General features: G+C 59.4%; 18 protein-coding genes. 9 read left to right on the top strand and 9 right to left on the bottom strand.

The window, feature by feature from the left end; translation table 11 throughout:
- Positions 1 to 8: 8 nt before the first annotated feature.
- From hspQ to J2T09_RS06760, 4 genes are all read right to left on the bottom strand, one after another.
- A complete protein-coding gene (gene hspQ, locus J2T09_RS06775) occupies positions 9 to 338 on the bottom strand; it encodes a heat shock protein HspQ (protein ID WP_306832556.1) in 330 nt (109 codons plus the stop codon).
- A 107-nt stretch (positions 339 to 445) separates the two neighbouring features.
- Positions 446 to 1,369 carry a DMT family transporter gene (locus tag J2T09_RS06770; protein WP_306832553.1) on the bottom strand — a complete coding sequence of 308 codons (924 nt, stop codon included), beginning with the start codon at positions 1,367 to 1,369 and terminating at the stop codon, positions 446 to 448.
- Positions 1,370 to 1,488: 119 nt separating this feature from the next.
- Complete coding sequence (gene glnA / locus J2T09_RS06765; RefSeq protein WP_306832551.1) at positions 1,489 to 2,898, bottom strand: type I glutamate--ammonia ligase; 1,410 nt, start codon at positions 2,896 to 2,898, stop codon at positions 1,489 to 1,491.
- 60 nt (positions 2,899 to 2,958) lie between these two features.
- Positions 2,959 to 3,297: a P-II family nitrogen regulator gene (locus J2T09_RS06760; RefSeq protein WP_006727717.1), complete on the bottom strand. Its 339-nt coding sequence runs from the start codon at positions 3,295 to 3,297 to the stop codon at positions 2,959 to 2,961.
- A gap of 329 nt (positions 3,298 to 3,626) precedes the next feature.
- Here J2T09_RS06760 and J2T09_RS06755 point away from each other — a divergent pair, with 329 nt between their 5' ends.
- Positions 3,627 to 5,102, top strand: a complete 1,476-nt coding sequence (locus J2T09_RS06755; protein WP_306832529.1) for an NAD(P)H-hydrate dehydratase — start codon at positions 3,627 to 3,629, stop codon at positions 5,100 to 5,102.
- Between the two features lie 9 nt (positions 5,103 to 5,111).
- Here the strand turns inward: J2T09_RS06755 and J2T09_RS06750 are convergent, their stop codons facing one another.
- Positions 5,112 to 5,915, bottom strand: a complete 804-nt coding sequence (locus tag J2T09_RS06750) for a DUF72 domain-containing protein (protein ID WP_306832528.1) — start codon at positions 5,913 to 5,915, stop codon at positions 5,112 to 5,114.
- A gap of 47 nt (positions 5,916 to 5,962) precedes the next feature.
- Positions 5,963 to 8,884: an excinuclease ABC subunit UvrA gene (gene uvrA, locus J2T09_RS06745; protein ID WP_306832526.1), complete on the bottom strand. Its 2,922-nt coding sequence runs from the start codon at positions 8,882 to 8,884 to the stop codon at positions 5,963 to 5,965.
- Between the two features lie 321 nt (positions 8,885 to 9,205).
- Here uvrA and J2T09_RS06740 point away from each other — a divergent pair, with 321 nt between their 5' ends.
- A complete protein-coding gene (locus J2T09_RS06740; protein ID WP_306832524.1) occupies positions 9,206 to 9,778 on the top strand; it encodes a single-stranded DNA-binding protein in 573 nt (190 codons plus the stop codon).
- Between the two features lie 77 nt (positions 9,779 to 9,855).
- Entirely contained in the window at positions 9,856 to 10,143 is a 288-nt protein-coding gene (locus J2T09_RS06735) for an RDD family protein (RefSeq protein WP_306832522.1), read from the top strand.
- Between the two features lie 49 nt (positions 10,144 to 10,192).
- Here the strand turns inward: J2T09_RS06735 and J2T09_RS06730 are convergent, their stop codons facing one another.
- On the bottom strand, positions 10,193 to 10,822 hold the full coding sequence (locus J2T09_RS06730) for a MarC family protein (protein WP_306832520.1): 630 nt from the start codon (positions 10,820 to 10,822) through the stop codon (positions 10,193 to 10,195).
- Positions 10,823 to 11,040: 218 nt separating this feature from the next.
- Here J2T09_RS06730 and gyrA point away from each other — a divergent pair, with 218 nt between their 5' ends.
- Positions 11,041 to 13,881, top strand: a complete 2,841-nt coding sequence (gene gyrA / locus J2T09_RS06725) for a DNA gyrase subunit A (protein ID WP_306832518.1) — start codon at positions 11,041 to 11,043, stop codon at positions 13,879 to 13,881.
- 339 nt (positions 13,882 to 14,220) lie between these two features.
- Here gyrA and J2T09_RS06720 read toward each other — a convergent pair whose 3' ends face one another.
- Together J2T09_RS06720 and J2T09_RS06715 are read right to left on the bottom strand one after the other, a co-directional pair.
- Positions 14,221 to 14,349, bottom strand: coding sequence for a hypothetical protein (locus J2T09_RS06720; RefSeq protein WP_306833237.1), 129 nt, complete (start codon positions 14,347 to 14,349; stop codon positions 14,221 to 14,223).
- Positions 14,350 to 14,381: 32 nt separating this feature from the next.
- Positions 14,382 to 14,537 (bottom strand): hypothetical protein, encoded by a 156-nt coding sequence (locus tag J2T09_RS06715; protein WP_306832516.1) that lies wholly within the window; start codon positions 14,535 to 14,537, stop codon positions 14,382 to 14,384.
- A 439-nt stretch (positions 14,538 to 14,976) separates the two neighbouring features.
- On the opposite strand from J2T09_RS06715, the gene coaD reads away from it, so the two are divergent.
- The 5 genes from coaD to tgt all read left to right on the top strand — a co-directional run bounded on the left by coaD (position 14,977) and on the right by tgt (position 18,929).
- Positions 14,977 to 15,471 carry a pantetheine-phosphate adenylyltransferase gene (coaD, locus tag J2T09_RS06710; protein WP_306832514.1) on the top strand — a complete coding sequence of 165 codons (495 nt, stop codon included), beginning with the start codon at positions 14,977 to 14,979 and terminating at the stop codon, positions 15,469 to 15,471.
- Between the two features lie 23 nt (positions 15,472 to 15,494).
- Positions 15,495 to 16,064, top strand: a complete 570-nt coding sequence (locus tag J2T09_RS06705) for a peptidylprolyl isomerase (RefSeq protein ID WP_306832513.1) — start codon at positions 15,495 to 15,497, stop codon at positions 16,062 to 16,064.
- Between the two features lie 54 nt (positions 16,065 to 16,118).
- Positions 16,119 to 16,634 carry a peptidylprolyl isomerase gene (locus J2T09_RS06700; protein ID WP_306832511.1) on the top strand — a complete coding sequence of 172 codons (516 nt, stop codon included), beginning with the start codon at positions 16,119 to 16,121 and terminating at the stop codon, positions 16,632 to 16,634.
- A gap of 79 nt (positions 16,635 to 16,713) precedes the next feature.
- Entirely contained in the window at positions 16,714 to 17,802 is a 1,089-nt protein-coding gene (queA, locus tag J2T09_RS06695) for a tRNA preQ1(34) S-adenosylmethionine ribosyltransferase-isomerase QueA (RefSeq protein ID WP_306832509.1), read from the top strand.
- Positions 17,799 to 18,929, top strand: coding sequence for a tRNA guanosine(34) transglycosylase Tgt (gene tgt / locus J2T09_RS06690; RefSeq protein ID WP_112729667.1), 1,131 nt, complete (start codon positions 17,799 to 17,801; stop codon positions 18,927 to 18,929). The genes queA and tgt overlap by 4 nt, the downstream gene beginning before the upstream one ends.
- Positions 18,930 to 18,956 lie beyond the last annotated feature (27 nt).

Here is an 18,956-nt window from a genome sequence, read left to right as displayed (position 1 = left end):
CTCTCGGCTCAGTGTGCCAGTATCGACTTCGGCCTCAGTTCTCCTGACGGCGCGCGGTCGAATATCCGCATGACATTGTCACTGCGGAGCGGCTGCTCGCTATCGTCATGCACGAGGTTCTGTTCCGAGACGTAGGCCACATATTCCTGTTCGTCGTTCTCTGCGAGCAGGTGATAAAAGGGCTGGTCCCTGTCGGGGCGGATATCTGCCGGTATCGCGTTCCACCATTCTTCGGAGTTGGCGAATTCGGCATCCACATCGAACACGACGCCCCGGAACGGGAAAACCTTGTGGCGAACGACTTCGCCGATGGTGAATTTTGCGTTGCGTTGTTTCATGGCGCGAACTTCCTTTCGCAACATTATGTGGTCACTCCGTTCCCACGCTACAAGGGCAATGCCCGAGCAGGTAAAAGGCTCCCGAAAATGTGGAAATTCTTTGGCCTTTACTTCGTTTTCCCCTTGTTCGGCATTGTTGCCAGCACGACGCCGCCCACAACAAGCAGAATTCCGACCGCGTGATAGGCCGCAAAACTCTCGCCGAGGAAGACGATGGCCATGACGATCGAGACCGGCGGCATGAGATACAGCGTCACGCCGGCCTGGGCCGGGCCAAAAACGCGAACGGTCTGCTGGAAGCAATAGAAGGCGGCAAGCGATGCGAACGCCACCATGCCGGCAATCTTGGCCCAATCCATCGGTTCGTCCGGCATCGGGCCGCCGGTGACGATTTCATAGACCGTCGCGGGCAAAAGCACGAGCGCGCCGGACAGTGCGATCACACCGAACAGCGATAGCGGCTGCAGCTTCTGCAATGCGGGCTGGCGCAGAAGGATCGAATAGATGGCAAAGGAGATGGCCGCGATCAGGATGCCGAAATCGCCGATGTTGAAATCGAGATGCAGCAGCGCGGAGACATCACCGCGCAACACGATGACGATGACGCCGGCAAAGGCGATCGCCATGCCGGCCAGTTCGCGCGCGCCAATGCTGCGGCCGGCAAACATCCATTGGAAGAGGATGATGAACAAGGAGGAGGTCGTGTAGATCAGCGTGCCGTTGGCAGCCGTGGTGTAGTTCAGCGACCAGTAGACCACGCCGCCGCAAATGCCCATGCCGAGCCCGCCCAGCACCAGCCAGAGCCAGAAGTGCCGGCTGACGAAGAACCAGGCGGCGCGGCGATCAGCAAGGATGAAGGGCAGGGTGACCAGCGTCGATCCGGTCCAACGCAGGAAGGCGGTCGTGTAAGGCGCGACATCGCCAATGATGCCACGGCCGAAAATGATGTTGGTGGAAAAGAAAAAAGGAACGAGAGCAAAAATGACCCAGTCGAGCGGGCGGGCTTGAACGGGTTTGGATTGATCGGGCATGGCGCACCGGAAAATGAATTGATGGAAGTGTTCTGTACGGGGAAACGAAAAACGGCGGGATGAACATCCCGCCGTTTCCAGATGCGGCCGCAACCGCACGACTGATTGGATCCGGCGGATCAGGCCGAATAATACATGTCGAACTCGACCGGATGAGGCGTCATTTCATAACGCATCACTTCGACCATCTTCAGTTCGATATAGGCGTCGATCTGGTCGTCATCGAAGACGCCGCCGGCGGTGAGGAACTTGCGGTCGCGATCGAGGTTTTCGAGCGCTTCGCGCAGCGACGCGCAGACGGTCGGGATCTTCTTCAGTTCCTTCGGCGGCAGATCGTAGAGATCCTTGTCCATGGCCTTGCCCGGATGGATCTTGTTCTTGATGCCGTCGAGGCCGGCCATCAGCATGGCGGCGAAGGCGAGATAGGGGTTCGCCAGCGGATCCGGGAAGCGGACTTCGACGCGCTTCGACTTCGGACCGGTGCCGAACGGAATGCGGCAGGAGGCCGAACGGTTGCGTGCGGAATAGGCCAGCAGAACCGGTGCTTCGTAACCCGGGACCAGACGCTTGTAGGAGTTGGTCGTCGGGTTGGTGAAGGCGTTGATGGCCTTGGCGTGCTTGATGATGCCGCCGATGTAATGCAGGCAGCTTTCCGACAGGCCGGCATATTCGTCGCCGGCAAAAGTCGGCTTGCCGTCCTTCCAGATCGACTGGTGCACGTGCATGCCAGAACCGTTATCGCCAAAAATCGGCTTCGGCATGAAGGTTGCCGTCTTGCCATAGGCATTGGCGACCTGATGGACGACATACTTGTAGATCTGGATCTTGTCGGCGTTGCGCACCAGCGTGTCGAATTTCACGCCGAGCTCGTGCTGGGCGGCGGCGACTTCGTGGTGGTGCTTTTCGACAACGACGCCCATTTCGGTCAGGACGGTCAGCATTTCGGAGCGCATGTCCTGCAGGCTGTCGATCGGCGGAACCGGGAAATAACCACCCTTGACGCGCGGACGGTGGCCGAGGTTGCCAGTCTCGTAGTCGGTGTCGTCGTTGGACGGCAGTTCCGAAGAATCGAGCTTGAAGCCCGTGTTGTACGGATCGGCCTTGTACTTGACGTCGTCGAACACGAAGAATTCAGGTTCCGGGCCGACGAACACGGTGTCGCCCACGCCGGAAGCCTTGAGGTAGGCTTCGGCCTTCTTGGCTGTGCCGCGCGGATCGCGGTTATAGGCTTCGCCGGAGACCGGATCGAGAATGTCGCAGATGACGACCATGGTCGACTGCGCGAAGAACGGGTCCATGTGGACGGTGGCCGGATCGGGCATCAGCACCATGTCCGACTCGTTGATGGCCTTCCAGCCGCCGATCGAGGAACCGTCGAACATGACGCCATCGGCGAACATGTCTTCGTCTACGGCGACAACGTCCATGGTGACGTGCTGCAGCTTGCCCTTGGGATCGGTAAAGCGCAGGTCCACGAACTTGACGTCGTTTTCCTTGATCTGTTTCATGATGTCGCTTGCGGTCGTCATGGGATCTTTCCTTGGATGTGAGAATGATGAGGTGCCGGTCCTTGGATGGACCGGGCGTTATTAGATCGCGTCGATGCCGGTTTCACCGGTGCGGATACGGACCACTTCTTCCACGTTCGAAACGAATATCTTGCCGTCGCCAATGCGTCCAGTCTGGGCCGCATTACGGATGGCATCGATGACCGCCTCGACATTCTCGTCTGCGAGTACGACCTCGACCTTCACCTTTGGCAGAAAATCCACCACGTATTCCGCACCGCGATAAAGCTCGGTATGGCCCTTCTGTCGGCCAAAACCCTTCGCTTCCGTCACGGTGATGCCTTGCAGGCCGACTTCCTGAAGGGCTTCCTTCACTTCGTCGAGCTTGAAGGGCTTAATGATCGCTTCGATCTTCTTCATGAAAAAATATCTCTCCGCTTCTCCCTGGAGCAGGCACTCCCCGCTTTGCCTTGATAATGCAGGTATCATGCCAATCCAAGGCCCATGATGTGTTAAATATCCTAGCCTTAGGCGAGGGCGAGAGCCAAGGGCATAATTAGTGGTCACTCGGGGATTGCGTGCGGCTGCGACAAATTGTGCATTAGCAGATGCCAGATATCGCCACGTGCTGAAATAGCGACAATGGAATTCATAAAGCGTCTTTATATTGTGCATTTGATTGTTTTTTAATCGCATTAATCGGCAAAATTTTGATTGTCTTCGGTACACAAGTCGAGTGAGATCATTCCATGATCGATCTCAGTACGCTTATCTTCACACCAAAGGAAATGAACGCTGTCGACGCTGCCTCGGCGGCATCGGGCATTCCGTCCTTCGATCTGATGGAACGGGCAGGGCAAGCCGTGGCGGCTGCGGCGCTGCGGCGCTATCCTCAGGCGCAGCGCTTTGTGGTGCTCTGCGGACCCGGAAATAATGGCGGTGACGGATATGTTGCGGCGCGTGCTCTCAGCGAGACCGGCGCAGTCGTTGCGGTTTTCGAGATGACAGATGCAACCGCCTTGAAGGGGGATGCGAGACGGGCAGCCCTAGCCTGTCCGCTACAAGCGAGCCCATTGAACGCCTACAATCCCGAAGCGGATGACGTGATCATCGATGCGCTTTTCGGCGCAGGCCTGTCGCGCCTTCTGTCGGACGATATTCAGCAGCTTGCGCCCATGATCAATGACACCGGCCTTCCCGTCATCGCGGTCGATCTACCGTCCGGCATATGCGGTCTTCGCGGCAAGGTGTTGGGTAACGCACTGCAAGCCACCCATACTATAACCTTCATGGCGTTGAAGCCCGGCCATCTGCTCATGCCGGGGCGCACGTTTTGTGGGGAAATCGAGGTTTTTGATATCGGCATTCCGCATCGGATTCTTACTGCGCATGTCGGAAATATCCGGAAAAATCATCCGTCACTCTGGGCGTCATATCTACCGTCATTGGTGGGTGAAACGCACAAATACAAACGTGGCCATCTGGCGGTGTTTTCCGGCGGCGCATCGCATACCGGTGCGGCACGTCTGGCGGCGACTGCCGGGTTGAAATGTGGCGCCGGACTGGTGACCGTGGCCGCCAGCCAAGAGGCTGTCGCGGTGAATGCCGGAGCCCTGACGGCGGTGATGGTGCGGCAGGTGGAGAACCGGGATGATCTCATGGAGTGGCTCGGCACGGCAAAGATATCGGCCTGCGTGCTCGGCCCCGGCTTCGGCGTCGGGGAACGGGCGCGTGATTTTATCTTCGCCCTGACCGAAAAACCACTGGTTCTGGATGCCGACGGAATAACCTCGTTCACGGACGAGCCGAACCGCCTGTTTGACGCCTTTGCGGGAGGCGAAACCCGGTTGGTGCTGACGCCGCATGAGGGCGAGTTTGCACGACTGTTTCCCGATATCGCTGCCGACGAAAATCTCGGCAAGGCGGAAAAGGCGAGGGCGGCGGCCAAGCGATCCCATGCGGTCATCGTCTACAAGGGCGCGGACAGCGTCATCGCTTCCCCGGATGGTCGCGCCCATATCAACGCCAATGCGCCGCCGTGGCTTGCCACCGCCGGATCCGGCGACGTTCTCGCCGGCATGATCGGCGCCCTGTTGGCGCAGGGCGTCCCGGCATTCGAGGCGGCGGCAGCCGGCGTCTATCTGCATGGAGAGGCTGCCGTGAAAGCCGGACAAGGCATGACCGCTGAAGATCTGGCTGAGCATGCCAAGCTCAGCCTGATCTGACGGGCAAAGCTATTTCAGCAGTTCCGCCATGGCCATCGCGCCTTGAGGTGCATTGACCTTGCCTTCGTGGATAAAGAAGGCAAACACGTCACGTGGCACCTTCTTCACCTTGCGAGCATCATCCACCAGCGGCAGGTCGGCGGGCACATCGCCGGCAGCCCACGCCTTCAAACGACCTGCCCAGGCGTTCATGTCGGCTTCGGCATAACAGGTCGGGATCTCGTCCGATCCCTTCTGCAGGCGCGCATAAACGATATCGGCGGTGACATCCGCAATCATCGGATAATCGAAATGGTCGGCGCAGACTGGGGCGATATTGTATTTTTCCAGAAGCGCCACGAATTCCGGCACCTTGAAGCTGTCGTGGCGCACTTCGACGACATGGCGCAGCGGCAGGCCTTCGAGCGTATTCGGGAGCAGTTTCAAAAAAGCCTCGAAATCCTCCGGCTCGAATTTCTTGGTCGGCGCGAACTGCCAGAGCAGCGGGCCAAGATGGTCGCCAAGCTCGACTAGGCCCTGATTGAGGAATTTATCAATCGATTCAGCGGCCTCGCCAAGAATCTTGCGGTTTGTCGTGAAGCGGCTGGCCTTCAGCGAAAAGATAAAGCCGTCCGGCACTTCCGAGGCCCATTTGGCAAAGGTTTCCGGTTTCTGCGAACCGTAATAGGTGCCGTTGACCTCGATCACCGAGAGCTTGCCGGACGCATATTCAAGCTGGCGTTTCTTCGCCAGCTTTTCCGGATAAAACGTGCCTTCCCAGGCGTCAAAAGTCCAACCGCCGATACCGGTGCGGATCGTACCCGACTTGCTCATCCATGCCTCCCGTTGAGATCAGCCCGCGATATCGTGGTGACGGCGGACTACTCCGCCGCCTCAACCTTCTTGGCCGGTCGACGCTCCAGCAATTCCTTCAGGAACTGACCGGTATAGGACCGCTTTTCCTTGACGACCTGTTCGGGCGTGCCCTGCGCAACGATCTCGCCGCCGCCGGTGCCACCTTCCGGGCCGATATCGATGATCCAGTCAGCCGTCTTGATGACCTCAAGATTGTGCTCGATGACAACAACCGAATTGCCCTGATTGACCAGTTCCTGCAGCATTTCCAGAAGCTTTGCGACGTCATGGAAATGCAGCCCGGTGGTCGGTTCGTCGAGAATGTAGAGCGTGCGGCCGGTGGAGCGTTTCGACAGCTCCTTGGCTAGCTTGACGCGTTGCGCCTCGCCACCCGAAAGCGTGTTCGCCTGCTGGCCGACCTTGATGTAACCGAGGCCGACATCGAACAGCGCCTGCAGCTTGTCACGCACAGCCGGCACTGCGGCGAAGAATTCGACACCTTCCTCAACCGTCATGTCCAGCACATCGGCGATCGACTTGCCCTTGAAATGGACATCAAGCGTTTCGCGATTGTAGCGTTTGCCGTGGCAGACGTCACAGGTGACGTAGACGTCGGGCAGAAAGTGCATCTCGATCTTGATGACACCATCGCCCTGGCAGGCCTCGCAGCGGCCGCCCTTGACGTTGAACGAGAAGCGGCCCGGCGCATAACCACGCGCCTTGGCCTCGGGAAGGCCCGCAAACCAGTCACGGATCGGTGTGAAGGCGCCGGTATAGGTGGCCGGATTGGAGCGCGGTGTGCGGCCGATCGGCGACTGGTCGATGTCGATGACCTTGTCGATATGCTCGAAACCGTCGATGCGGTCGTGTTCTGCCGGGATTTCGCGTGCGCCCATGACGCGGCGGGCAGCCGACTTGTAGAGCGTCTCGATCAGGAAGGTCGATTTTCCGCCGCCCGATACACCGGTCACGGCGGTAAAGACGCCCAGCGGCACCGAAGCGGTCACGTTCTTGAGGTTATTGCCGCGTGCGCCGACAACCTTAATTTCCTTGCCCTTCTTGGGCTTGCGGCGTTCCGTCGGCACGGCGACACCGAGTTCGCCCGACAGATATTTGCCGGTCATCGATTTCGGGTTGGCCATGACCTGTTGCGGCGTGCCTTCGGCAATCACCTCGCCGCCATGGATGCCGGCGGCCGGGCCGATATCGACGACGTAATCGGCCGTCAGAATCGCATCCTCGTCATGTTCGACGACGATGACGGTGTTTCCGATATCGCGCAGGTGTTTCAGCGTATCGAGCAGGCGGGCATTGTCGCGCTGGTGCAGGCCGATCGACGGCTCGTCGAGCACGTAAAGCACGCCGGTGAGGCCGGAGCCGATCTGCGACGCGAGCCGGATACGCTGGCTCTCACCGCCAGACAGCGTGCCGGAATTGCGCGACAGGCTCAAATAATCGAGGCCGACGTCGTTCAGGAACTGCAGGCGCTCGCGGATTTCCTTGAGGATGCGGACGGCAATCTCGTTCTGCTTGGCATTCAGATGTTCCGGCAGGGCGGAAAACCAGTCGCGCGCCACCTTGATCGACATTTCGGTGGTCTGGCCGATATGCAGCTTGTTGATCTTGACCGCCAGCGCTTCCGGCTTGAGGCGATAGCCGGCGCAGGCCGGGCAGGGCGCTGCCGACATGTAGCGCTCGATTTCCTCGCGCGCCCAAGCGCTGTCGGTTTCCTTCCAGCGGCGCTCGAGGTTCGGCACGATGCCTTCAAACGTCTTGGTCGTCTTGTAGGATCGCGCGCCGTCGACGTAGTTGAACTCGATCTTTTCTTCGGTACCCTTCAGGATCGCGTTCTGGGCATCCTTGGAAAGCTTTTCCCAGCGGTCGGACAGCTTGAAACCAAAGACCTTTCCGAGACCTTCGAGCGTCTGATTGTAATAAGGCGACGAGGATTTTGCCCAAGGGGCAAGGGCGCCATCCTTCAAGGTGCGGCCGGGTTCTGGCACGATCAGGTTTTCGTCCACCTTCTGCTGCGAGCCGAGACCATCACAGGTCGGGCAGGCGCCAAAGGGGTTGTTGAAGGAGAACAGGCGCGGCTCGATTTCCGGGATGGTAAAACCGGAAACGGGACACGCGAATTTTTCCGAAAACAGCACCCGCTCATGGGTTTCGTTGAGCGACTTGTTGGCGGAGCCACCGGCGGCGGTTTCATTGGCGGGTAGCGGCCTGTCGGCAAATTCTGCGACGGCCAGGCCATCGGCCAGTTTCAGCGATGTCTCAAGGCTGTCTGCCAGACGGGCGGAAATGTCGGCGCGCACGACGAGGCGGTCCACCACCACGTCGATGTCGTGCTTGTATTTCTTGTCGAGCGGCGGAACGTCGGCAATCTCGTAGAACTGACCATCGACCTTCACACGCTGAAAGCCCTTTTTCATCAGTTCGGCGAGTTCCTTCTTGTACTCGCCCTTACGACCACGGATCATCGGCGCCAGGATATAAAGACGCGTGCCTTCCTCGAAATCGAGAATGCGGTCGACCATCTGGCTGACCGTCTGGCTTTCGATCGGCAGGCCCGTGGCCGGCGAATAGGGCACGCCGACACGCGCGAACAGCAGACGCATGTAGTCGTAGATTTCGGTGACCGTGCCGACCGTCGAGCGCGGGTTGCGCGAGGTCGTCTTCTGCTCGATCGAGATGGCCGGCGACAGGCCTTCGATCTGGTCGACATCCGGCTTCTGCATCATTTCGAGGAACTGACGGGCATAGGCCGACAGGCTCTCGACATAACGGCGCTGGCCTTCCGCATAGATCGTGTCGAAGGCAAGCGAGGATTTGCCCGATCCGGAGAGGCCGGTCATCACGATCAGCGAATTACGGGGCAGATCGAGATCGATGCCCTTCAAATTGTGCTCACGCGCACCACGTATGGATATAGTCTTGAGTTCGCTCATCGTCACGCCTTAGGGGAGGCCCATCTGGGAGGATTTGAAGGCCCTTATGTAGTGATGGATATCCGTCTGTCGAGACGAAACTGGCGCAAACACTTGGCTGTTCCGACTCCGTTGACAGGAGTATAGGAATAAAATAGAACAAATAAAGAACAAAATTCAACTCATGCGAACTGAGAATTTTCGTCTCCGATTGGACGTCGGAATTGTTGGTGCCGGAAACTGTGGATGTGGGAAAAGGGGAGGTCGCGCGCCGCCCGGCCTATGGTCTATGGTACAGCATCGGTTTTTCGCCGCGGTGGCGGCAGAGTAAGGTGAAAAGATATGGCAGGTAGCGTCAACAAGGTCATTCTGATCGGCAATGTGGGAGCAGACCCTGAAATCCGTCGGACCCAGGACGGTCGTCCGATTGGCAACCTGCGTATCGCAACGTCGGAAACCTGGCGTGATCGCAATTCCGGCGAGCGCAAGGAAAAGACCGAATGGCACACGGTCGTCGTTTTTAACGAAGGCCTGTGCAAGGTTATCGAGCAGTACGTCAAAAAGGGCGCCAAGCTTTATATCGAAGGCGCGCTGCAGACCCGCAAATGGCAGGACCAGCAGGGTCAGGACCGTTATTCGACCGAAGTCGTGCTGCAGGGTTTCAATTCGACCCTGACCATGCTCGACGGTCGTGGCGAAGGCGGTGGCGACCGTGGTGGTTACAGCGGCGGCGGTGGCCGTGGCAACTCTGCCGGCGGCAACGATTATGGTGGTGGCGGCGACTTCGGTGGCGGTTACGGCGGCGGCGGAGACGATTACGGTCGTCCGTCCGGCGGCGGCAATCGTGGTGGTGGGCAGTCTTCCGGCGGCGGCGGCGGTTTCTCCCGCGACCTGGACGACGATATCCCGTTCTGATGATGAGGCGCCGCGAGGCGCCTTTTTCATGCCCAAGGCCCTTTTCATGCCAAAGGCATTGTGATGAGGATTTTTGAATGCGTGAAAACCAAAGCCCGGTTTCCCCGATGGATAAAGGCGCGAAACAGCCGGCCACATGGCGGATCGTGCTGGCTTTTATCCTCGATTTTTTCACGATCTTCTGGATCGCAGGCCTTGGTGTGGCCTTCGTTTTCGGTGGCACAACCGAAAACGGTTTTAGCCTGAACGGGCTTCCGGCGCTTTTGTGTTTTGTCCTGATGATCGCCTATTTCGTCGTGTTCAACCGCTATCTCGGCGGCACGATCTGGAAGCGCATTCTCAGAGCCAAACGGACAGATCGCTGACTTGCCTGACGCAACGTCATGACGTCGCGTCAAATGAATATCCGTTCGCTTAAAGATCGAAGGCTGACCGAATGCCGTCAACGGCGAACTGCACCGAAAGTGCGGCAAGAATGACGCCGAGCAGGCGGGTCAGCAGAGCCCGGCCGGTAACGCCGAGAAAACGGTCGAGGGCAGGGGCGATCATCAGCGCCGCGAACACGGCCAGCATGGCGACGGCGATCACGCCGATCAGGATGGCGCGATCAAGCGGCGCGCTGAAACTGCCGGCCAGAAGCACGGTGGCCGAAATCGCGCCGGGGCCGGAAATCAGAGGCAGCGCCAGCGGAAAGATCGCAATGTTGCGGATGTGATCGACCGTCACCGCTGTCTCGGATGTCTTTTCCTTGCGGTCGTTGCGGCGCTCAAAGATCATTTCGAAGGCGATCCAGAACAACAGGATGCCGCCGGCGATGCGGAACGCCCCCATGGAGATGCCGAGGAAACCCAGCAATTGCGCGCCGACCAATGCGAACCCTGCAAGGATGCCGAACGCGGTCACCGTGCCGAGCATGGCGACGTGGCGGCGCTGGGCGGCATCCATGCCGACGGTGAGGCCGACGAACAGCGGCGCAAGGCCCGGAGGGTCGAGCGTGACCAGCAAGGTCGTCAATGCGTTCAGGATCGTGTCGATTGTCACCATTTCAGCAATGTTCCCGCATGCTTGCCGTTAAACTGAAAGCTTGTTAGGACAGGTTCAGCGTGGAGAAAACCCCATTTGCGGGCAATCTCCACAAACCGCGATGGCCCATGCCGTCGATAAGCCGTAAAAGCCTGTTCACAACAGGTTCCAAAATTGGCGTTGGAGGCGGCCTTCCGCTATAAAAACGTCAACTGATTCTGAACAGGATCCTAATCGATTTGACTGATCAAAGCACACCCGGCGGCGGAAAGCTGCCACCCGGCATCGAACCCATTTCGATCATGGAGGAAATGCAGCGGTCCTACCTCGATTACGCGATGAGCGTTATCGTCAGCCGCGCTCTTCCTGACGTCCGCGACGGCATGAAACCGGTGCATCGCCGTATTCTCTACGGCATGTCCGAGCTCGGCATCGACTGGAACAAGAAATACGTCAAATGCGCCCGTGTGACCGGTGACGTGATGGGTAAATACCATCCGCACGGCAACACCGCGATCTATGATGCGCTGGCGCGCATGGCACAGGACTGGTCGCTGCGTCTGCCGCTGATCGATGGTCAGGGCAATTTTGGTTCGATCGACGGCGACCCGCCGGCGGCCGAGCGTTATACAGAATGTCGCCTCCAGAAGGCTGCTCATTCGCTGCTCGACGACCTCGACAAGGAAACCGTCGATTTCCGCGACAATTACGACGGCACGCTTTCGGAACCGGTTGTCATCCCGGCAAAGTTTCCGAACCTGCTGGTCAATGGCGCAGGCGGCATCGCCGTCGGCATGGCCACGAACATTCCGCCGCACAATCTGAGCGAGGTCATCAACGGCTGCATCGCGCTGATCGATAACCCGGCGATCGATCTGCCCGAGATGATGGAAATCATCCCCGGACCGGATTTCCCGACCGGCGCCATGATTCTGGGCAAGAACGGCATCCGTTCGGCTTACGAAACCGGCCGTGGCTCCGTCATGATGCGTGGCGTCGCCACCATCGAGCCGATGCGCGGTGATCGCGAGCAGATCATCATCACCGAAGTTCCCTATCAGGTGAACAAGGCGACGATGATTGAAAAGATGGCCGAACTGGTCAAGGACAAGCGCATCGAGGGCATTTCCGACCTGCGCGACGAGTCCGACCGCCAGGGATATCGCGTCGTCATCGAGTTGAAGCGCGATGCCAATGCAGACGTCATCCTGAACCAGCTGTATCGCTACACACCGCTGCAAACCTCCTTCGGCTGCAACATGGTGGCGTTGAACGGCGGCAAGCCGGAACAGCTGGCGCTGATGGACATGCTCCGCGCCTTCGTTTCCTTCCGCGAGGAAGTGGTTAGCCGCCGCACAAAATATCTTCTGCGCAAGGCGCGTGAACGCGCCCACGTCTTGGTCGGCCTGGCGATTTCGGTTGCCAATATCGATGAAGTCATCGCGCTGATCCGCAAGGCACCCGATCCGGCGACCGCCCGCGAACAGTTGATGACCCGCCGCTGGCCGGCGCATGATGTCGAGCCGCTGATCCGCCTGATCGACGACCCGCGTCACAAGATCAACGAGGACGGCACCTACAACCTCTCGGAAGAGCAGGCCCGTGCGATCCTCGAACTGCGTCTGGCCCGCCTGACCGCACTCGGCCGCGATGAAATCGCCGACGAGTTGAACAAGATCGGCGCCGAGATCAGCGATTATCTCGACATCCTGTCGTCGCGCATCCGCATCCAGCAGATCGTCAAGGACGAGATGGCAGCGGTACGCGACGAATTCGGCACGCCGCGCCGCACCCAGATCATGGATGCCGGCCTCGACATGGACGATGAAGACCTCATCGCCCGCGAAGACATGGTCGTCACCGTTTCGCACCTTGGCTATATCAAGCGCGTGCCGCTGACCACCTATCGCGCCCAGCGCCGCGGTGGCAAAGGCCGCTCCGGTATGGCAACGCGTGACGAGGATTTCGTATCGCGCCTGTTCGTGGTCAACACGCATACGCCGGTCCTGTTCTTCTCCTCGCGCGGCATTGTCTACAAGGAAAAGGTCTATCGCCTGCCGATCGGCACGCCGCAGTCGCGCGGCAAGGCTTTGATCAACATGCTGCCGCTGGAAGCCGGCGAACGTATCACCACGATCATGCCGCTGCCGGAAGACGAAGGCACGTGGGAAAACCTCGACGTGATGTTCGCAACGACGCGCGGTACGGTTCGCCGTAACAAGCTCAGCGACTTCGTTCAGGTCAACCGCAACGGCAAGATCGCCATGAAGCTCGAGGAAGAGGGTGATGAAATCCTCTCCGTCGAGACCTGCACGGCGCCGAACCAGGACCTCGCCATTCCCGGCGATGACGTGCTGCTGACGACCGCGCTCGGTCAGGCGATCCGCTTCCCGGTCGATGAGGTCCGCGTGTTTGCCGGCCGTAACTCGATCGGCGTGCGCGGCATCAATATGGCCGATGGCGACCGCATCATCTCGATGACCATCGTTGGTCATGTCGATGCCGAGCCGTGGGAGCGTGCCGCTTACCTGAAGCGTTCTGCTGCAGAGCGCCGCGCTGCCGGCGTCGATGAAGAGGATATCGCTCTGGTCGGCGAGGAAGTGGTGGAAGAAGGACAGCTGTCCGACGAACGCTACGAATACCTCAAGGAGCACGAGCAGTTCGTTCTGACCGTCTCCGAAAAGGGTTTTGGCAAGCGTTCTTCCTCCTACGACTTCCGTACCTCGGGTCGTGGCGGCAAGGGCATTCGCGCCACGGATACGTCGAAGACATCGGAAATCGGCGAACAGGTCGCCGTTTTCCCGGTCGACGACAAGGACCAGATCATGCTTGTCACCGATGGTGGCGTCCTGATCCGCGTGCCCGTCGATGGCATCCGCATCGCCAGCCGCGCCACCAAGGGCGTTACAATCTTCTCCACCGGCAAGGGCGAGAAGGTCGTGTCGGTCGAGCGCATCAGCGAGCCGGAAGGTGAAGAGGAAGAGGGCGACGTGCCGGGTGAAATCACCACCGACGCCGGTGCCATCACCGAAACGCCGGAAGGTGAAGCCCCTGAGGGCGACGCACCGAGCGAAGAATAAGCAGCAAAGGCCGGGAGAAATCCCGGCCTTTTTCGTTCAGTGCAAGTTGCAACGGGTTGCTTCCGTCATCCTAGGCCTTGTGCCGAGGATCTAACCACATCAATGATATCAAGCCGTTGTAGATCCTCGGGACAGGCCCGAGGATGACGGCGGCGAGGCTGACCTTCGCCACCGGCACCACGCATTTTCCGCCCGCCTTGCCATCCGTGAAAGATCGCCAGGGGCAAAGATCGAATGGCGGGAAAGATCTAAGAGGCGAGGGTGCTCGTTCATATTCCAGACAGCAAAAAAGCCGGGTGAAAATCTTCACCCGGCTTTTTTGTTCAGAATTGAAAAACCTCAGAAGGCCCTGTGGCGGCGGGCAAAATCCTCAAGATCGGCGCGCTCCTTGCGGAGTTCTGCAATCGAAGACACGACTGTGGCGACAAACATGGTGCTGATCAGCCCGGCAAGAACTGTCATGGTCAAGAACATCTCATACCTTTCCGGGCTTAAAAGCCTCAGTAGTAGGAGACGCCCTGGTAAGTTCCGGTCATCTCCGTGTAATTGGTCGAAGCCGTATCGGACTTATCGTTGTAAAGAGTGACAGTTGCAGTCATCATGACTGCGATCATTGCGGTCCATACGATGCTGATCATGGTGATCTTGTCAGGCATGGCCGAATTTCTCTTCGCAAACATCTCCGCAATTCCTTCTAATCTCCCAACGTAAGATGAGCACGCTGGTTCCGCATTGTTGAGGAAGTTTTAACACTCCCCCTCTGAAGCCTCCCTGAAGAGGCCGTTCATCTGGCGTTCAGGATTCAAATCCCTTTGGCCTCGTCGATGTCCACGGTGAGGACGAGTTCGGCCAGAAGCGAGAGGCCGATGGCGGCGGTGACAAGAACAACCAGCATGTTTTTACTCCTGCTGCAGGACGTTCGGGACCGTTCCCTTCCGTCTCTGCAGGATCGATAAAAACATGGACGCCCTGAAACCCCCTTGAACGGTGCGTTCATTTGGCGTTCAGGCGGTGGCCGCCTTGCGATTGGCGGCTGTCCGTGACAAAAGGCGGTGACTTTATAATGGTTTTGGCACCCAAAACGCTGAAGGCACGATGACCACTGCATTTTACCCGGGATCCTTCGATCCGATGACCAATGGGCACCTCGATGTGCTTTTGCAGGCGATGAAAGTCGCCGGCACGGTCATCGTCGGCATCGGCGTGCATCCGGGCAAGGTGCCGATGTTCAGCTTCGAGGAGAGGGCGGAGCTGATCCGCCGCTCGTTGAACCAGGCGATGCCGGAAACGGCGGACGGTGTTTCTGTCGTCAGTTTCGATGGTCTCGTCATCAACGCGGCGCGCGATCATGGCGCAAGCCTCTTGATCCGGGGGTTGCGCGATGGCACTGACCTCGATTACGAAATGCAGATGGCCGGCATGAATGCGCAGATGGCGCCTGACGTGCAGACGGTTTTCCTGCCGGCCGGCATTGCATCGCGGCCCATAACCGCCACATTGGTTCGACAGATCGCTTCCATGGGCGGCGATGTCGGGGCTTTTGTGCCGGCGGCCGTTCTCGAAGCCCTGAATACCAAGCTGAAACGCTGATCGTTTATCAAACGGAGCCCAGGATGAAACTTCTTCACCTTGCCCTTGCCGGCGCCATGATGGCCGCTTCCTTCGCTGCCCCGGCAATGGCCGCCGATGCCAACACCATGACCATCCAGCTGAAGGATGGCCCGGTCGTCGTCCAGCTCATGCCGGAACTGGCACCGAAACACGTCAAGCAGATCAAGGAGCTGGCGTCTAAGGGCGAATACGACAACGTCGTCTTCCACCGCGTGATCGACGGCTTCATGGCCCAGACCGGTGACGTCGAGTTCGGCAAGCAGGGCGGCAAGAGCTTTGCGCCGTCGCGTGCCGGCATGGGCGGCTCTGCACTGCCGGATATCCCGGCCGAGTTTTCGCGCACGCCGTTCGAGCGTGGCGTGGTCGGCATGGCACGCTCGCAGAGCCCGAATTCCGCAAACTCGCAATTCTTCATCATGTTCACCAAATATCCGAGCCTCGACGGTCAGTACACGGTCGTCGGCAAGGTCGTGTCCGGCATGGAAAATGTCGACAAGATCAAGAAGGGAACCGGCGGCAATGGCGAAGTGACCGATCCGGACCGCATGCTGAAGGTCACGGTCGGCCAGTAAGCCGCCTTCCAGAGACATAATACCGGGTGAAAACCCCAACCAAGGAGAAAAGACATGGCCGAGATCAAGGATCCGGAAAACACCATCATCATGGAAACCACCAAGGGCAAGGTCGTCATCCAGCTCCTGCCGGACCTGGCACCCGAGCACGTGGCACGCATCAAGGAACTGGCGCGCGAAAAGGCCTATGACGGCGTTGTTTTCCACCGCGTCATTGCCGACTTCATGGCACAGACCGGCGACGTCAAGTTCGGCAAGAAGGGCGGCGACAGTTTTAACCCGTCGCGCGCCGGCATGGGCGGCTCCGACAAGCCGGACCTGAAGGCTGAATTCTCGGCTGTTCCGCACGTTCGCGGCACCTGCTCGATGGCCCGTTCGCAGAACCCGAACTCCGCCAACTCGCAGTTCTTCATCTGCTTCACCGACGCTCCGTGGCTGAACAAGCAGTATTCCGTCTGGGGTCAGGTCATCGAAGGCATGGACTTCATCGACCAGATCAAGAAGGGCGAGCCCGTCCAGGATCCGGATTCGATCGTATCCGTGCGCGTTGCAGCCGACGCTGCTGCCTGATTTTTTCAGGACGATAAAACTATCAGAAACGCCCCGGCGACGGATCGGGGCGTTTCGCTTTTTCTGAAAGGCCCGGACGGTGCGCGTAGACCTGTTCGATTTCGATCTCCCCGACGACAATATCGCATTGCGGCCGGCAAACCCGCGTGACAGCGCGCGGCTGCTCGTCGTCAGGCCGGGTAACGACCCCGAACTTGCCGATCATGTCGTGCGCGATCTCGTGGATTTCCTGAAACCCGGCGATGCGCTGGTGTTCAACGACACAAAGGTCATTCCGGCGCAGCTGGAAGGCATTCGCCACCGCGAGGGTGCCGGCGGCCAGCAAGTGTCGGCGACGCTGCACATGCGCACAGAACCGGATGTCTGGAAGGCCTTTGCCAAGCCCGGAAAACGCATCAAGGTGGGCGACCGCATCGAATTCGGACGATCCGACGCCAATACCTGCCTTCTCGGTTCGCTGATGGCGACGGTCGAGGAGAAGGGTGAGGGCGGTGAAGTCACGCTGCGTTTCGACCTCTCCGGCCCGGCGCTAGACGAGGCGATCATGGGCTCCGGCCATATTCCGCTGCCGCCCTATATCGCAGCGAAGCGTCCGGAGGACGAGCAGGACCGCAAGGACTATCAGACCATTTATGCCCGTGAAGAGGGCGCCGTTGCAGCGCCCACCGCCGGCCTCCACTTTACTCCGGACCTTTTTGCGGGGCTGGATGCGGCGGGTGTCGAACGACACTTCGTGACTCTGCATGTCGGCGCGGGAACGTTCCTGCCGGTCAAGGCCGATGATACCGACGACCACAAGATGCATCTGGAAATCGGCCATGTGAGCGCTCAAACCGCTGAGGCCCTGAATGCCGTGAAGGCGAGGGGCGGGCGCATCGTCTGCGTCGGCACGACCTCGTTGCGCCTGATCGAGAGTGCGGCCTCCGAGGACGGCCTCATCCATGCCTGGAGCGACGCCACGGGCATCTTCATCACGCCCGGTTACCGTTTTAGGGCGGTCGATCTGCTGATGACCAATTTCCACCTGCCGAAATCGACGCTGATGATGCTGGTCTCCGCCTTTGCCGGGCTTGAAACCATGCAGCGCGCCTACGCCCACGCGATCGAAACCGGCTACCGTTTCTATTCCTATGGCGATTCCAGCCTTCTTCACCGGATGCCCCGATGACCGAAAACTTTCAGTTCACCCTCAAGGCCACCAGCGGCGGCGCCCGTCTCGGCGAAGTGTCCATGCCGCGCGGCACGATCCGCACCCCGGCCTTTATGCCGGTCGGCACGGTCGGCACGGTCAAGGCGATGTATCTCGATCAGGTGAAGGATACCGGCGCGGATATCATCCTCGGCAATACCTATCACCTGATGCTGCGGCCGGGCGCGGAGCGCGTCGCGCGCCTCGGTGGCCTGCACAAGCTGATCCGGTGGGATGGCCCGATTCTCACCGATTCGGGAGGGTTTCAGGTCATGTCGCTGTCGGGCCTTCGCAAGCTGGATGAGCAGGGCGTGACCTTCAAGAGCCATGTCGACGGTTCGTTGCACCACATGTCACCGGAACGCTCGATCGAGATCCAGGGCCTGTTGGGCTCCGATATCCAGATGCAGCTCGACGAATGCGTGGCGCTGCCCGCGGAGCCTCGGGAAATCGAGCGGGCGATGGAAATGTCGTTACGCTGGGCCGAACGCTGCCGTGTCGCCTTTGGTGAACAGGCTGGCAAGGCAATGTTCGGCATCGTGCAAGGCGGCGACATTCCGGCTCTGCGTATCCGCTCCGCCGAAGGCCTGAAACAGCTCGACCTCAAGGGTTATGCCGTGGGTGGCCTTGCCGTCGGTGAGCCGCAGGACGTGATGCTTTCGATGCTCGAAACCACGCTGCCTGTTCTGCCGACCGAAAAGCCGCGTTACCTGATGGGCGTCGGCACGCCGGACGATATTCTGAAATCCGTGGCGCGCGGCATCGACATGTTCGACTGCGTCATGCCAACCCGTTCCGGCCGTCATGGTCTGGCCTTCACGCGCCGTGGCCGCGTCAACATCCGCAATGCCCGTCATGCCGAGGATATGCGTCCGCTGGACGAGGAATCCAGCTGCCCGGCCGCCCGCGATTATTCGCGCGCCTATCTGCATCACCTCGTCCGTTCGGATGAGGCGCTGGGCGGCATGCTGCTTTCGTGGAACAATCTTCACTATTACCAGGACCTGATGAAGGGCATCCGCCAGTCGATTGCCGAAGGCCGTTTCGAGGACTTTTATGCGGAAACGCAGGAAGCCTGGGCCAAGGGCGATATCGACAAGCTCTGAGGATTTTTGCGCGTGACAGGCGAGGAT

The sequence above is a fragment of the Neorhizobium huautlense genome, assembly GCF_030811685.1.
In the GTDB taxonomy this organism is placed as follows: domain Bacteria; phylum Pseudomonadota; class Alphaproteobacteria; order Rhizobiales; family Rhizobiaceae; genus Neorhizobium; species Neorhizobium huautlense_A.
This window is presented reverse-complemented; position numbering and strand designations above follow the sequence as displayed.